Annotated in this window: 9 protein-coding genes; 3 read left to right on the top strand and 6 right to left on the bottom strand. The window is 72.5% G+C overall.

Annotation, left to right across the window (positions count from 1 at the left end; genetic code table 11):
* Positions 1-123: 123 nt before the first annotated feature.
* Complete coding sequence (locus ACQEVC_RS20450; protein WP_432879843.1) at positions 124-2,172, bottom strand: beta-galactosidase; 2,049 nt, start codon at positions 2,170-2,172, stop codon at positions 124-126.
* A 317-nt stretch (positions 2,173-2,489) separates the two neighbouring features.
* On the opposite strand from ACQEVC_RS20450, the gene ACQEVC_RS20445 reads away from it, so the two are divergent.
* Positions 2,490-4,835, top strand: coding sequence for a TIM-barrel domain-containing protein (locus ACQEVC_RS20445; RefSeq protein WP_432879840.1), 2,346 nt, complete (start codon positions 2,490-2,492; stop codon positions 4,833-4,835).
* A 61-nt stretch (positions 4,836-4,896) separates the two neighbouring features.
* On the opposite strand, the gene ACQEVC_RS20440 is transcribed toward ACQEVC_RS20445, so the two are convergent.
* The 5 genes from ACQEVC_RS20440 to ACQEVC_RS20420 form a co-directional block, all read right to left on the bottom strand.
* Complete coding sequence (locus tag ACQEVC_RS20440) at positions 4,897-6,369, bottom strand: DHA2 family efflux MFS transporter permease subunit (protein WP_432879838.1); 1,473 nt, start codon at positions 6,367-6,369, stop codon at positions 4,897-4,899.
* Between the two features lie 74 nt (positions 6,370-6,443).
* A complete protein-coding gene (locus tag ACQEVC_RS20435; RefSeq protein ID WP_432879836.1) occupies positions 6,444-6,932 on the bottom strand; it encodes a MarR family winged helix-turn-helix transcriptional regulator in 489 nt (162 codons plus the stop codon).
* A 94-nt stretch (positions 6,933-7,026) separates the two neighbouring features.
* Complete coding sequence (locus ACQEVC_RS20430) at positions 7,027-7,962, bottom strand: carbohydrate ABC transporter permease (RefSeq protein WP_318394524.1); 936 nt, start codon at positions 7,960-7,962, stop codon at positions 7,027-7,029.
* Complete coding sequence (locus ACQEVC_RS20425; protein ID WP_432879832.1) at positions 7,959-9,140, bottom strand: ABC transporter permease subunit; 1,182 nt, start codon at positions 9,138-9,140, stop codon at positions 7,959-7,961. The genes ACQEVC_RS20430 and ACQEVC_RS20425 overlap by 4 nt, the downstream gene beginning before the upstream one ends.
* Entirely contained in the window at positions 9,137-10,816 is a 1,680-nt protein-coding gene (locus ACQEVC_RS20420; protein WP_432879829.1) for an extracellular solute-binding protein, read from the bottom strand. Before ACQEVC_RS20420 ends, ACQEVC_RS20425 begins: the two co-directional genes overlap by 4 nt.
* A 272-nt stretch (positions 10,817-11,088) precedes the next feature.
* Between ACQEVC_RS20420 and ACQEVC_RS20415 the strand changes: the two genes are divergently transcribed.
* Positions 11,089-12,501, top strand: a complete 1,413-nt coding sequence (locus ACQEVC_RS20415) for an ROK family protein (RefSeq protein WP_432879826.1) — start codon at positions 11,089-11,091, stop codon at positions 12,499-12,501.
* A gap of 405 nt (positions 12,502-12,906) precedes the next feature.
* Positions 12,907-15,972, top strand: coding sequence for a glycoside hydrolase family 3 C-terminal domain-containing protein (locus ACQEVC_RS20410; RefSeq protein WP_432879824.1), 3,066 nt, complete (start codon positions 12,907-12,909; stop codon positions 15,970-15,972).
* Positions 15,973-15,989 lie beyond the last annotated feature (17 nt).

Below are 15,989 nucleotides of genomic sequence, written 5' to 3'. Positions count from 1 at the left end.
CCCGGCGGCGGGTGCTGACCGAGCCGGCCTCCGCCCCGCCGCTCGACACGGGCGCTGAACATTTGTGCCTACTATCACCGGCAACCGCCATTCCCGGCCACCGAGGAACGTGTACCGGAACTCTCAGGTCTCGCGGAGCACCGCACAACCTCCGGCGGGCAGCACCACCGGGTCGACGTGTACCCCGGTGAACAGGTCCACTCCGGACACCGGGACGGTCTGCGGCGCGTCGGTGTGGTTGAGCAGGAAGAGCCAGCTCGTCTCGGTGGTGGACCGGCGGACCGCCTCCACCCCGGCCGGCGCCGCCGGGCAGGTCGGTGCCGCGCCGGCCGCCTCGGCCACCCGGGCCAGCAGGTCGCGGTACGGGTCGTCGTCGAGCCGGGTGGAGAGGTACCAGGCCACGCCGTCGCCGTACCCGTGCCGGGTCAGCGCGGGCTGGCCGTCGAGGAGTCCGCCCGCGTAGTCGACCGACGGTGTCGCGCCGGTCAGGCGTACGGTCTCGGCCCAGAGCCGACCGGTGGTGCCGTCCGAGAGTGGCAGCCGGGTGTCCGGACCGAGCGGGTGGAACTCCTCCACCCGGATGCCGAGCAGGTCGCGCAGGGCTCCCGGATAGCCGCCGACCCGGACCCGGGCATGCTCGTCGACGATCCCGCTGAAGTAGCTGACCAGCAGGTGACCGCCGGCCGCCACGTAGTCGCGGATCCGCGACGCGTACCGGTCGGAGACCAGGTAGAGCGCCGGAAGCACCAGCAGGGCGTACCCGAAGAGGTCGTCGCCGTCGGTGACGAAGTCGGTCGGGTGGCCGGCCCGGTACAGCGCCCGGTGTGCCGCCGACACCTCGGCGGAGTAGTCGAGCTGTGCCGAGGGCAGCACGCTGGCCTGCAACGCCCACCAGCTCGCGGCGTCCCAGGCGATCGCCACCCGCGCCCGTACGGTGCCGGCGTCCACCTCGGAGAGTCGGGCGAGCAGTGCGCCGAGCGACACCGCCTCCCGGAACGCCCGGCTGTCCGGGCCGGCGTGCGGGACCAGCGCGGAGTGGAACACCTCGGCACCGCCCCGGGAGGCCCGCCACTGGAAGAACATCGCGCCCCGGGAACCTCGGGCGACGTGGGCCAGGCTGTGCCGGGTCATCCGGCCCGGCTCCTTGGCGTGCATCCGGCCCGGAGTGATGATCAGGTTCGGCGCGCTCTCCATCAGCAGCCAGGCCGGGCCGCCGGGCGGGTTCCGGCCCTCCGGCGGTCCGGCGGCGGTCCGGCCGGCCCGTCCGGTCCGCTGCCCGTGCCGGGCCCAGGACCGGGCCAGGTCGGCGGCGAACGCGGTCTGCTCCTCGGCGCCCGGCCCGATCTCCGCCGGATAGTGGTCGATCGCCACCAGGTCCACCTCGGCGGACCACCGCGCGTGGTTCACCGGTACCCAGCCGCCGAGCACGTAGTTGGTGGTCACCGGTACGTCCGGGGTGGCGGCCCGGAGCAGGTCCCGCTGCTCGACGTACGCCTCCAGCAGCTCGTCGGAGACGAACCGGCGGAAGTCCAGTAGCTGGCTCGGGTTGCCGAGGTACTGGGTGGCCCGGGGCGGCCGGACCTGTTCCCAGCCCGAGTAGTGCTGGCTCCAGAAGCTGCCGGTCCACGCGTCGTTGAGGCTGTCGAGGTCGCCGTAGCGGGCCCGCAGCCAGGCCCGGAAGGCGACGGCGACATGCTCGCAGTGGCAGGTGGTGCCGTACTCGTTGTGCACGTGCCAGAGCGCCAGCGCCGGATGGTCCCGGTAGCGCTCGGCGAGCGCGAGAGCGATCTCCCGGGCCGCCGTCCGGTACGCCGGGGCGCTGGCGCAGTAGGTGTCCCGGCTGCCGTGGCTGAGCCGTACCCCGTCGGCGGTGACCGGCAGCGCGTCCGGGTGCCGGAGCGAGAACCACGGCGGCGGGGACGCGGTCGGGGTCGCCAGCGCCACCCGGATGCCGCCGACGTGCAGCAGGTCGAGCACCCGGTCCAGCCAGTCGAAGTCGTACCGGCCGGGCTGCGGCTCCAGCCGGGACCAGGCGAAGACCCCGACGGTGACCAGGTTGACCCGGGCCCGCCGCATCAGCTCGACGTCGGTCGGCCAGACCTCCGCCGGCCATTGCTCGGGGTTGTAGTCACCGCCGTAGCAGAGCCCGGTCAGACCCTTCGGCCAGTGCACCCGCCCCGCCTCTCCCGGCGTACCCGCAACCGTCGCCGTTGACCTTTGTTTGGGATCCAGCCAAAGTAGGCGGGGTGCATCGCCCTGTCAACGGCCTCGTCTCCACCACCCGGACCGAGGACTGGGAGGCGGGGTGGTGAGCGTCGGCCTGCCCGGAGCGGCGCCACTCACGGTCGAGCTGGCGGCCGGCCGGACGCATCGACTGCGATCGCGCCGTTGACAGTTTGTTGGGTTACCAAAGAAACTAAAGGAAGTCCATGCGCCGGCCGGCACCATCGGCGGTGCGGGACCCGCGTCCCGGGAGCCGAGGAGACCGCATGCCGTACCGCCCGCCCCTGGTGCCGCACGAGACGTTCGTCGCCGACCCGCCCGACCTGCCGGTCCGGGCTCCGGGCGAGCACGGGCTCTCCGCGCTGGCCCGGGCCGAGGTGCTGAGCACGGACGGCCAGGGCGTGACCCTCAAGGCGGCCACCTCGGACGGCGGCTCGCTCGCGGTCCGGGTCACCGCCGCCGCCGAGGGCGTCATCCGGGTACGCCTCAGCGAGGACCCGCTCGCCCGGGGCCGGGCCAGCCGGGCGCTGCCCCTGGTGCACCCCCAGCCGCACGAGGCCGAGGTACGCGTCGACGGCGACCGGGTCCGCGTCGACGCCGGAGCGGTGGTCGCCGAGCTGAGCCTCGACCCGTGGCACCTGCGCTTCGTCGACCCGACCGGCGCGGTGCTGGTCAGCCAGAGCCGGGGCGAGCAGGACATCAGCGGCCGGCTGCGTACCCTGCCGTTCGGGCGCTCGCTGGTCGACGGCGCGGTCGCCGCGTACCACGAGAGCTTCGTGACCCCCGGCGACGAGCGGTTCGTCGGACTCGGCGAGAAGTTCACCCCGCTGGACAAGCGCGGCCAGCGGGCGCTGATGTGGAACTTCGACGCCTTCGGCAGCGAGTCGGACCGCTCGCACAAGAACATCCCGCTCTACCTCTCCGACCGGGGCTACGGGGTGCTGGTGGACAGCGGCATGCCGGTCGAGTTCGACATGTGCCAGTCCACGCACAGTTGCGTGCAGATCCTGGTGCCGGACGACCTGATCGACTACTACGTGATCGCCGGGCCCACCCCGACGCAGATCCTGGACCGGTACGACCGGCTGACCAGCCGGCCGGCGCTGCCGCCGAAGTGGGCCTTCGGTGCCTGGATCTCCTCCGGCTTCTTCCGGGACAGCCAGCAGCGGGTGCTGGACCGGGCGCGGCAGATCCGCGAGCGCGGCATCCCCTGCGACGTGCTGCACCTGGACTGCTACTGGCAGGTCGCCGGCGCCTGGTCGGATCTGCGCTGGGACGCCGAGCAGTTCCCCGACCCGGCCGGCATGCTGGCCGAGCTGGCCGGACAGGGCTTCAAGGTCAGCCTCTGGATGAACCCGTACGTGATGACCGGCAGCCCGCTGTACGCCGAGGCGGCCGAGGCCGGCTACTTCCTGCGCCGGGCCGACGGCTCGGTCTACGTCGCCGACACCTGGCACGGCAGCCACCCGGCCGGCGGGATCGTGGACTTCACCAACCCGGCCGCGGTCGACTGGTTCACCGGGCTCCTCCGGCCGCTGCTGGAGCAGGGCGTCAGCGTGTTCAAGACCGACTTCGCCGAGGGAGTGCCGGCGGACGCGGTGGCGCACAACGGGATGACCGGCGTCGAGCTGCACAACGTCTACGCGCTGCTCTTCAACGATGTCGTGGTGAAGGTGACCCGTGAGGTGGCCGGGCACGGCACGGTGTGGGCCCGGTCGTCGTACCTGGGCGGGCAGCGGCACGCGGCACAGTGGAGCGGTGACGTGAACGCGACATACCCGGCACTGGCCAGTACGCTGCGCGGCGGGCTGAGCCACGGACTGTCCGGGGTGCCGTTCTGGAGCCACGACAGCGGCGGGTTCCACGGCACGCCGACGCCGGACCTCTACGTACGCTGGGCGCAGTTCGGGGCGCTCTCCCCGCTGGTCCGGTTCCACGGCACCACCAGCCGGCTGCCCTGGGACTTCCCGGCCGAGGCCGAACGGCTCACGGTCGAGGCGCTGCGGCTGCGCTACCGGCTGATGCCGTACCTCTACTCGGCGGCGGTGACCTCGGCCCGGACCGGTGCCCCGATGATGCGGGCCCTTCTGGTGGACTCCCCCGACGACCCGGCCGCCTGGACCGCGGAGCTGGAGTACCGGCTCGGCCCGGACCTGCTGGTGGCGCCGATGACCAGTCCGGAGAACCGGCGGCACCTCTATCTGCCGGCCGGCGACTGGGTGGACTTCTGGACCGGCGAGGTGCACGCCGGTGGCCGGCACCTGCGGGTGCACCGGCCGCTCGGGCAGATCCCGCTCTTCGTCCGGTACGGCGCGCTGATCCCGGTGATGCCGCCGGCCGACCGGCTCGGCGACGGAGCGTTCGCCGACGTCACCGTGCTGAGCTTCGGCGCCACCGACGCCAGCACGGTGGTGCACGACGTCGACGGCGACACCACGATCCGGGCCAGCCGCTCGGGCGACGAGTTCCGGGTGGAGGTCGACGGACCGCTCCCGGTCAGCGGCGTCGCCCTCGCCCCGGTCGACGGCGCCCGGCTGCCCGGGCGGCTACTGCTGGGCGGCACCGCGACGAGCGCGGTGCCGCTGGACGGACTACCCACCGTGCGGGGTTGAAGGTCGGGGCGGGGTGCCCAGGTGGGGGGCGCCCCGTCCCCCTTCAAGTAACCGCCGCAGGTCAGCGCCGGACGGGCTGGCGCAGCACCGTGAACGCGACGGCGAACGCGGCGACCAGCAGCCCGGTGGCGACCGCGAAGGCCAGCCGGAACCCGCCGGTCAACGCGGCCGGCTGGCTCGCGCCGGCCGCCAGCAATCCTTCGGTACGCCCGGCGGCCAGCGTGGCGAGCACCGCGACCCCGACCGCCATCCCGAGTTGCTGGGTGGTGTTGAACAGCCCGGAGGCGAGACCGGCGTCGTCGGACCGGGCGCCGGACATGCCGAGGCTGGTCAGCGCCGGCAGGGCGAGCCCGAAGCCGGCGGTCAGCAGCATCACCGGCAGCAGGTCGGTGAGATAGTCGGCCCGCACCGGGATCCGGGCCAGCAGCCCGAGCACCCCGACCAGCAGCACCAGCCCGGCCAGCAGTACGTTCCGCTCGCCGAACCGGGTGTTGAGCCGGGCCGAGACGCCGAGCGAGACCGCGCCGATCGTGACGGCCGCCGGCAGCATCGCCAGCCCAGTCCCGGCGGCGCCGTAGTCGAGCACCTGCTGGAGGTAGAGCGCGACCAGCACCTGGAACGCGAAGCACGCCGCGACCATCAGCACCTGCACCAGGTTGGCTCCGGTGACGTTGCGGGACCGGAGGATCCGCAGCGGCATCAGCGGGTTGCCCGCGGTGGCCTGACGGGCGACGAACGCGGCTAGCAGCAGTACGGCGATTCCGCCGAAGCCCAGGGTGGCCGGCGAGGTCCAGCCGCGCGACTCGACGCTGACCACGGTGTGCAGGCCCAACCCCAGGCCGGCGGTGACCAGCAGAGCGCCGAGGACGTCGGCGCCGGCCGCCCGGCCGAGTCCCCGGTCCGCCGGCAGTGCGGGCCGGGCGATCGCCAGCGCCGCCAGCCCGATCGGCAGGTTGATGAAGAAGATCCACTGCCAGTTGAGCAGGTCGGTGAGTACCCCGCCGAGCACCGAGCCGAGCGAGGCGCCGGCGGCGCCGGTGAAGGCGAACACCGCGATGGCCCGGGCCCGCTCCCGGGGCTCGATGAAGAGCGTCACCAGGATGCCCAGGGCGACCGCGGTCGCCGCCGCGCTGCCAACGCCCTGGAGGAAGCGGGCGGCGATCAGCACGGCCGGAGAGCCGGCCACTCCGGCCAGCACCGACGCGCCGGTGAAGAGGGCCGTGCCGGCCAGGAACATCCTCTTGCGGCCGAACAGGTCGCCGAGCCGGCCGGCGAGCAGCAGCAGGCTGCCGAAGGCGAGCAGGTAGGCGTTGACCACCCAGCTCAGGCCGGCGGCGGAGAAGCCCAGGTCCTGCTGGATGACCGGCAGCGCCACGGTCACGATGCTGCCGTCGAGGATGGTCATCAACGTCCCCGAGGCGATCACTCCGAGGGCGAGCCACCGCCGCCGGGACACGGGTCCGCCGGTGACCGGCGGCTCGGCCGTCGCCGGGACGGTGCCGGCGGCGGCGCGGGGAGCGGAAGTCTGGGACACGTCGTCCTCCTGTCACTGATACCGACAGGAGGGACCGTAGCAGATAGTTTTGTTGCAGACTATCTGTTTGGGGTCTAGCTCTCGCGCTGCCGAGCCCGGCGCACCGGCCCAGGGGTCTCGACCGGCTCGGCCAGGTGGCCGGTGACCAGGCTCTCCATCACCCGCAGGAAGACCTCCCGGTCCCGCTCGCCGAGCGTCGCCAGTACCTCGGCGTGCACCCGGTCCACGATCGCCTGGCTTTCCGCCGCCACCCGGGCCCCCTCGGCGGTGACCGCGATGATCCTGGCCCGCCGGTCCGTACTGGACGGTCGCCGCTCGGCCAGACCGGCCGCCTCCAGCGCGTCGACCGTGACCACCATGGTGGTCTTGTCCATGTCACCGATCTCGGCGAGTTGGGCCTGGGTCCGCTCCGCCCCCGTCGCGTGCACCAGTACGCAGTGCATCCGGGCGGTCAGCCCGATCTCGGCCAGCGCCGCGGCCATCCGGGTGCGCAGCACGTGGCTGGTGCGATCCAGCAGGAAGGAGACGTCCGGGACGGTACGGGTCGGGGCCATGGCGGTCATGCCGACCAGCATATCAATCCGATCCGTTACGGATTATCTACTACAAGTCACACTCGCGGCACTGCGGCCCTCCGGTCACCCCCGGAGACCCGAGTCAGCCCTTCACCGCCCCGATGATCACGCCCTTGACGAAGTGCCGCTGCACGAACGGATAGACCAGGACGATCGGCGAGACCGTGACCACCACCACGGCCATCTTGATCGCCAGCGTCGGCGGCATCGAGACGCCGAGCGTGCCGGCGTTGTTCGGCGACTGGCCGGCCAGGATGAAGCTCTGCAACACCCGCTGGATCGGGAACTTCGAGTTGTCGTCGATGTAGAGCAGAGCGTTGAACCAGACGTTCCAGTAGCCGACCGCGTAGAAGAGCCCGACCACCGCGATCACCGCCCGGGAGAGCGGGAGCACGATCCGGGCCAGGATCCGGAACTCGCCGGCCCCGTCGATCCGGGCGCTGTCCAGCAGTTCGGCCGGGATGTTCTGAAAGAACGCCCGCACCACCACCAGGTTGAAGACGCTGATCGCGGTGGGCAGCACCAGCGCCCAGATCTGGTCCTTCAGCCCGAGCGCGGTGACCACCAGATAGCTCGGCACCATGCCGGGATAGATCAGGAATGTCAGCAGGAAGTAGAAGAGCAGCCCCCGGTGCCCGACCGAGCCTGGCCGGGACAACCCGTACGCGGCCAGCACGGTCAGCACCAGGCTCACCGCCGTACCGGCGACGGTGACCAGCGTGCTGATCCAGAGCGCCTGGGTGACCAGCCCACCGGAGAAGATCGCCCGGTACGCCGAGAAGTCGATCTCCCTCGGCACCACCACCAGCCCGCCCGCCTCGTTGATCGTCTCCCGGGACGCCAGGCTGGTCACCAGCACCACCCAGAGCGGGATCAGCACCGCCAGCACCACACCGGTGAGCACGCCGCCCCGGAAGACCTGGCCGACCGCGCTCGGCTTCTCCTCCCAGGCCGGTCGTTGGTTCCGCCCCCGGTGCCGGTGCGGTGGAGCCGTCCGCAGGGGATCTGTCACAGTCATGACCGCGAGTACACTCCCCGCTCGCCGAGGGCGTGGGCGAACCGGTTGGCCGCCAGGATCAGTACCAGCCCGACCACGGCCTTGAAGAGCCCCGCCGCCGCTCCGTAGCCGTAGTTGCCGGTGGTGATGGAGTTGAAGTAGACAAAGGTGTCCAGCACCTCGGCGGCCTGCCGCCCCACCGCGTCGCGTTGCAGCATGAACTGCTCGAAGCCGACCGAGAGCGCGTCACCGAGCCGCAGGATCAGCAGCAGTACGATCACCGGCCGCAACCCGGGCAGCGTCACGTGCCAGAGCCGCTTCCACCGGCTCGCACCGTCGACTGCGGACGCCTCGTAGAGGTGCGGATCGATGGTGGAGAGCGCGGCGAGGAAGACGATGGTGCCCCAACCGACGTCCTTCCACACCGTCTCGGCGGTGACCAGCACGATGAAGGTGTCCGGATTGGACATGATGTTCCAGGGTTCGAGCCCGACGTCACGCATCTCCTGGGCGAGCAGCCCGGCCCCGCCGAACATCTGCACGAAGAACGTGACCACCAGCACCCAGCTGAAGAAGTGCGGCAGATAAACGACGGTCTGCACGAAACCCCGCAGCCTCGGGGAGAGGATGTTGTGCAGCATGATCGCCAACATGATCGGCAGCGGGAAGTAGAAGACGAGCTGGAACGCGGTGATCGCCAGGGTGTTGCGCAGCGCGTCCCAGAACGCCGGGTCGCCGAAGAGCGTCTCGAAGTGGGTCGTCCCGATCCACGGACTGTGCAGGAACGCCTGCAACGGGCTGTCCCCGGCGTACGGGTTGTAGTCCTGGAACGCGACGACGTTGCCGAGCGTCGGCAGGTAGTGGAAGACCAGCAGCAGCAGGGCGGCCGGGGCGACCATCACCAGCAGCGGCCAGTCCCGGCGCAGCCGGGCCCGCAGCGGCGCCCGCTCGCGACGCCGCTTCCGCCCGTGCCGCACCGGCCCGCGCCCCGTCCGACCCGGACCGCGGGAGCCGGGCGCGCCTGCTGCGGGGCTGTCCCGAGGGCGCTCCGGCCCGCTCCGCGGACCCTCGCCGGGCCGGGGCGGCGCGACGGTGGGTTCCGGCTCGCCCGCCTGCGGAGTCACCGGGGCGTACCCGCCGGGCGGGCGGGTCCGGTCCTCGCCGGTGCCACCCGCCCGGGCCGTTTCACGGGTACTCATCGTCCGGCGTCGGCCAGCGCCTTGGCGCGGAACTCGCGGGCCTCCTCGCCGCCACCGTTGCGCCACTCCGCGATGATCGTCTCCAGGTCGCTGATCGGCCGGCGGCCGCGCAGCAGGTCGGTCACCTTGTCGTCGGTCGGGGTGAGGCTCGCCTTGAACCGGGCCGGCATCTCCAGCTTCAGCCCCGACCAGGGGTCCTTCTCCAGGTACTTCACCATCTCGTTGGAGTAGGTGAGCATGTCCCGGACGAAGTTCGGGGTCTGCGGGAACGGCTGCACCACGGGGCTGCGCCCGCTGATGAAGAAGTACTGGTTCTGGATCTCCTTGAAGCCGAGGTCGGTCTTGACCGGGCCGGTCGCGGTCCGGTTGTGGTGCTTGCCCTCCACCCCGTACTCGCGCAGGTCGAACTCCTTGGTGCCGAACGGCGCCGAGCACCAGTTGACCACCCGCAGCAGCTCCTCCACCCGGGCCTTGCCCAGCCCCTTCTTGACGAAGGTGTACGAGATCGGGTTGTCGTCACCCCAGACCAGCGGGTCACCGCCGGTGGCCGAGAAGATCGGCACGGGCTGGATGTTGAAGGCGGGGGTGATCCGCTGCTGCTCGGCCTGCATCGCCTGCCAGGCACCCGGACCGTCCTGGAAGAACAGGATCTTGCCGCCCGCGATCAACTGCTTGGAGTCGGCGCCCTTGGTGGCCACCAGGTCCGGGTGGACCAGACCGGCCTGGTAGACCTTGGCCATGAACTCGACGGACTGCTTGTATTCCGGTGTCTCGTACTTGAACTCCGGCGTGCCGTCCGGCTTCAGCCGCCAGCCGTCGTCGGTGCCCGGCACCTTGTGGAACATCTGGACCATCGCGAAGATGTCGTTGAACGCCCAGACCCCCTTGCGGGGGTCGGTCACCTTCTTGCCGACCTCGAAGAGTTCCTCGATCGTCTTCGGATAGCCGAGACCGGCCGCGTCGAGCAGATCCTTGCGGTAGAAGAGCGCCCACGGGAACGGACCGTCCTTGGGGCAGGGCACCGCCATCAGCCGCTCGTTCCAGAACGCGTGCCGCCAGGCCCCGGCCGGGAAGGTGGCCAGCATCGGGTACGGGTCGATCCCGGCTCCCTTGAGGTGGTCGGTGAGGTCCTCGAAGAGCGCGGCGGTCGCGTCGGCGAACCGCGGCAGCTTGGAGACCTCCCACTCCGGTACGCAGAGCAGGTCCGGCACGTCCCGGGCGCCGAGCATGGCGTTGAGCTTGTCGGCGTAGAGGTTGCCGTCCTGGACGCTGAAGTTGACCTCGACGCCCAGTTCCGCGTTCACCGCCGCCAGGTACTGGTTCTGGCCGAGCCCGGGTGGAGCCGGCCCCCAGGCCGGAGTCATCGCGTTGATCCGCTGGCCGCTCGTGCCGGGCTTGTCGGTGATGGCGTCGACCAGGGTGCTCGGGAACTCGGTGTAGCCGTCCGGCACCGGGCGGGTGCCGACGATGCTCGGCTTGGGGATGCCGGGCGGCAGGTCCTTCTGGTTGGGCAGCAGGCCGGCGAGCTTGTCGAGGTTCTGCGCGTCGCTGGTGGAGGCGACCTCGCCGCCGCAGCCGGCGAGCAGGCCACTGCCGACGGTCGCCGCGGCACCGAGGCCCACCAGGCTCAGGAAGTTCCTACGGTTGGTGGCGCTGCCCGGGCCGGATGGTTCCACGGAGGGCGCTCCCTTCGATATCACCGTCCGGGTCGGCGACCCGCGTGGCACGCGGCGGACGAACCCGTTCGGTTGCTGGGTGGGTATGGGGTAGAGTTAGTTAGTCGGGTGACTAAACAAAAGTAATCGACGGTGACCGGTGCCACAAGACACCGGAATCATGGCGCGACGGGCGAGCGCGGCCCGCGCGTGGCGGTGCGACATGATGGGCGCGCCGTCGGCAACCGGCGCGACACCGGGCCCGGAGACCGACGCGAGGAGCGGGGCTGATCTTGTTCACGACGCAGACCGGGCCACAGCCGGCCGATCTCGCCGACGTACGGGCCACGAACCTCGCCGTCGTGCTGCGCTTCGTCCGGGCACACGCACCCTGTTCCCGCGCTGACATCGCCGCCTCGACCGGGCTGAACAAGGCGACCGTCTCCAGCCTGGTCGCCGAACTGCTCGACCGGCGCCTGGTCCGGGAGACCGGCCTGGCCGAGAACCGGATCGGCCGCCCCGCGACCATGCTGGTGGTCGACGGCGCCCCGTACGCGGCGATCGGCATCGAGGTGAGCATCGACGAGCTGACCGTGGTCGCCGTCGACCTGGCCGGCACCGAACTCCTCTCCTGGCGGCGCGCCTTCGACGGCTCGTCCGCCTCCCCCGGCCGGGCGGTCAGCGCCATCGCGGCGCTCGCCGGCCGGGCCGTCAACCGGGTCGGCAACCAGGGGCGCGAGGTGCTCGGCCTCACCGTCGCCGTCCCCGGCCTGGTGGACCCCAGCGGTACCGTCCGGCTCGCCACCACGCTCGGCTGGCGCGACCTCCCGCTCGGCGCCGACCTGCGGCGCGCCCTGCGCGATCCCGACTACGAGGTGGTGGTGGACAACGACGCCAACCTCGCCGCCCTCGCCGAATACCGGCACGGCCCGTACGCCGGCACCGCCAACCTGGTGCACCTGACCGGCGGCGCCGGGCTCGGCGCGGGCGTGGTGGCCGACGGCCGGCTGCTGCGCGGCGGGCGCGGGTTCGCCGGCGAGCTGGGACACGTGCCGGTCGTCGCGGACGGTCCGCTCTGCCCGTGCGGCCGACGCGGCTGCCTGGAGGTGGTGGCCGGCATCCCGGCGTTGATCCGGCGGGCACTGCCGGACGCCGCCGAGGACGGCCCGGTCACCGACTTCGCCCCCGAGGTGGACCGGATCCGGACGAAGGCCCGCCGGGGTGACCGGGCCACCCTCGACGCGCTCGCCGAGACCGGCCGGCACCTGGGCCGGGCCGTTGCCCTGCTGGCGAACCTGGTCAATCCCGAGGTCGTGCTGCTCGGCGGCTACTTCGCCACGCTGGCGCCGTGGCTGCTCCCCGCCGCCGAGGCCGAACTGCACGCCCACACGCTGGCGGCGGAGGCCGGCGGGGCCCGGCTGCTCGCCTCGGCCCTCGGCACCGGCGCGGCGGCGGCCGGCGGGGCGGCCCGGACCCTGGAGACCGTCGACGCCGGCCGGCTACCGCTGCGTGACCCGGCCCGGGGCACCGCCCGGGATCCCGGCCCGGCCGCCCGGGTCTCCCGGAAGACGCCCACCCGATCCAGCAGCACACCCGGCGATCCGGAGCCGGAGGCGAGCGCCGAGACGGCCACGTCCGGCCCGCAGGCGTCTCCGGCGGATCCACGGCCCTCCGACGCGCCCCGGCAACCCGCCGGGCAGCGCTGACCGGACCGACCACACCGGACGACCGCATCCACGGCGACAGGCCACCCCGGGCGCGGAGCCGTCGGGGACCGCACCGACCCGTACCGTCCCGAGCAGCCGCGCCGGCATGACCGGTCGGTCCGGCAGCCGCTGGAAACCGATACCCACCAATCCGTTCGGCGCAACCCCTTGACCGGTACGACGGCTGGTGGAAGCCTCGAAATGCTCCCTCGTGACCAGCGGGAAACCGCTATCCACGGTGGAGTACTTTTTCCCCGGTCGTCGAAGCGCTTCGAGCTTCCCGGGCTGACGACCGGGCACCCGCCGCTCCATCCCGTCCCGCTTGCTCGAAGCGCTTCGACTGTCGCCACCACCCCGGTCTCCACCGCCGCAGCGCTAGTCGAAGATCATGGAAGGTGATCGACCATGACCGACACGACGTTCCGCGACCCTGACCAGCCGCTCGACGTACGGGTCGCCGACCTGCTCGGCCGACTCAGCCGGGCGGAGAAGATCGCGTTGCTGCACCAGCACCAGGCTCCGGTGCCCCGGCTCGGGCTGCCGGCGTTCCGCACCGGCACCGAGGCGTTGCACGGGCTGGCCTGGCTCGGCCCGGCCACCGTCTTCCCGCAGGCGCTCGGTCTGGGCAGCACCTGGAACCCGGAACTGATCCGGGCCGTCGGCGCGGCGGTCGGCGACGAGGTGCGGGGCCTGCACCACAAGGACCCGACCCGGGTCGGGCTGAACGTCTGGGCGCCGGTGGTCAACCCGCTCCGCGACCCCCGGTGGGGCCGCAACGAGGAGGGCTACGCCGAGGATCCGTGGCTGACCAGTTGGCTCGGCACCGCGTACGCCCGGGGATTGCGCGGCGACCACCCCGACTACCTGAAGACCGCGCCGACGTTGAAGCACTTCCTCGGCTACAACAACGAGACCGACCGGTGCACCACGTCGAGCAACCTGCCGCCCCGGGTGCTGTACGAATACGAGCTGCCCGCGTTCCGGGCGCCCATCGCCACCGGCGCGGCGGTGGCCGTGATGGCGTCCTACAACCTGGTCAACGGTCGGCCGGCGCACCTGAGCCCGCTGATCGGCAGCGAACTGCGCCGCTGGACCAGCGACGAGATCCTGGTGGTCAGCGACGCCGGTGCCATCTCCAACATCGCCGGCGCCCAGGGCTACCACCCTGACCACCCCAGCGGTTACGCCGCCGCGCTGCGGGCCGGCATCGACAGCTTCACCGAGGACACCGAGGACACCGGGCCGACGATCGAGCGGCTGACCGAGGCGCTGCGGCGCGGGCTGTTCGACGAGTCCGACCTGGACACGGCGGTCCGGCGGATCCTCACCATCCGGTTCCGGCTCGGCGACTTCGACCCGCCCGAGCGGAACCCCTACACCGCGATCACCTCGGACGTGATCAACTGCTCGGCACACCAGGAGCTGGCCCGGGAGGCCGCCCGGCAGGCGCTGGTGCTACTCCGCAACGTGGCCCGGCCCGGCACCGGGGCACTGCTGCCGCTGGACCCGGGCCGGATCGGCCGGCTGGCCGTACTCGGGCCGCTGGCCGACGCGCTCTACGAGGACTGGTACAGCGGCACCCTGCCGTACGCGATCACCGCCCGCGACGGCCTGGCCGCCCGGTTCGCCCCGGCGAGCACGACGCAGCACAGCGGTGCGGACCGGATCGCGCTGCGGACGGCCGACGGCTACGTCCGGGCCGCCGGTGATCCGGAGGGCGGCGCCCTGCGGGTCGACCAGGTCCGCCCGGGGACGGTGCCGGACGGCGCCGCCTCGGACGGCGGAGTCGGGCCGGCGGACGGCGGCGGCAGGGCGGCGGACGGCGGCGGGGCGGCGGCGGGTGGGGCCGGGACAGCGCCGCGAGACGGCTGGTTCGAGGTCTTCGACTGGGGCCAGGACGTCGTCGCGCTGCGCAGCGTGGCCAACGGCCGGCACGTCGGCGCCGGCGAGGAGGGTGGTCCGCTGGTCAACGACCGCCCGGGCCCGGGCGGCTGGGTGGTCCGGGAGACGTTCCGGCTGGTCGACCGGGAGGCCGGCGACCGGGTACTGCTCCACCTGGCCAGCCGGCGGTACGTCCGGGTCGGCCCGGACGGCGTGCTCCGGGCCGACGCGCTGGACGCCGCCGACGGCACCGGCTTCACCGTCGAGCTCATCGCCGACGGTGCGGCCGAGGCGGCGGCGCTGGCCCGGGACGCCGACGTCGCCGTGGTGGTGCTCGGTAACCACCCGATGGTCTGCGGCCGGGAGACCGAGGACCGGGCCGACCTGGCGCTGCCGAGCGCTCAGGAGGCACTGCTCCGGGCGGTGTACGCGGCCAACCCCCGTACCGTGCTGGTGGTCAGCAGCAGCTATCCGTACGCGTTGAACTGGGCCGACGAGCATCTGCCGGCGATCCTGTGGTCGGCGCACGGCGGCCAGGAGTACGGCGCCGCGCTGGCGGCCGTACTCGCCGGGGACGCCGATCCGGGTGGCCGGTTGACCCAGACCTGGTACCACGACGCGGCCGAGCTGCCCGACCTGTTCGACTACGACGTGATAGCCACTGACACTACGTACCTCTACCATCGGGGCACTCCGCTCTACCCGTTCGGCCACGGGCTGAGCTACGCCGAATTCGCCTACTCTGACCTGCGGCTGAGCGCGGACGAGGTGGACGCGGCCGGAGAGATCGAGGTCAGCGTGCGGGTGGCCAACGTCGGTTCGCGACCGGGCGACGAGGTGGTCCAGCTCTACACCCGGCAGCGGCGGTCCCGGGTGAAGCAGCCGCTGCGCCAGCTCCGCGGCTTCGCCCGGGTGAGCCTGGCCCCGGGCGCGCAGACCACGGTACGGCTCCGGTTGCGCGCCAGCGAGTTGGCGCACTGGGACGTGACCCGGGGCCGGTACGTGGTGGAGGACGCCCGGCACACCGTCGCGGTCGGACGGTCCAGTGCCGACCTGGTGCTGACCACCACCCTGGCGGTGCACGGCGAGCCGGTGCGCCCCCGCCAGCCGCTGGACGGTCCACTGTGGGCGGCCGACCACGACGAGTACGCCGGCACCGAGCCGCTGCCCGACGGACCGGACGGTGCCGCCGTGGTCGCCCGGGAGGCCGGCGGCTGGATCCGGTTCTCCCGGGTCGACTTCGGTGCCGGGGTACGCGGCGTGGCCGCCCGGGTGGGTGGCCGGCGACCGCTGCCGGACGGCGCCGAACTCGTGCTCCGGCTGGACGATCCGGTCCGGGGCCCGGTCGCCGGAACCATCGCCGTCCCACCCACCGGCGCCGGCGACCCGGGCGCCGGTGCGCCGCCGGACGGGGCCGCCACCCCGGACCGGCAGCCGGCCCGGGAGGTGACCGGCCACTGGCACGGTGCGGCGACCGGGGTACGGGACCTGTATGTGCTGTTCGACGCCCCCGGCGCTACGGTGAGTTGGTTGACCTTCACGGCCGGCGTCGACGGCGACCGGACCGGGACGGGAACTGGAGGCGCCTAGTGTCCGAATCGTCGCGC

Origin of the sequence: Plantactinospora sp. CA-294935 (genome assembly GCF_050936445.1) — a bacterium.
GTDB lineage: Bacteria > Actinomycetota > Actinomycetes > Mycobacteriales > Micromonosporaceae > Plantactinospora.
This window is presented reverse-complemented; position numbering and strand designations above follow the sequence as displayed.

Excerpts from the sequence above, each read along its gene's own strand:
- ACQEVC_RS20435 (WP_432879836.1), bottom strand. The coding sequence starts at position 6,932 with ATGACCGCCATGGCCCCGACCCGTACCGTCCCGGACGTCTCCTTCCTG.
- ACQEVC_RS20430 (WP_318394524.1), bottom strand. The coding sequence starts at position 7,962 with ATGACTGTGACAGATCCCCTGCGGACGGCTCCACCGCACCGGCACCGG.
- ACQEVC_RS20445 (WP_432879840.1), top strand. The coding sequence starts at position 2,490 with ATGCCGTACCGCCCGCCCCTGGTGCCGCACGAGACGTTCGTCGCCGAC.
- ACQEVC_RS20425 (WP_432879832.1), bottom strand. The coding sequence starts at position 9,140 with ATGAGTACCCGTGAAACGGCCCGGGCGGGTGGCACCGGCGAGGACCGG.
- ACQEVC_RS20410 (WP_432879824.1), top strand. The coding sequence starts at position 12,907 with ATGACCGACACGACGTTCCGCGACCCTGACCAGCCGCTCGACGTACGG.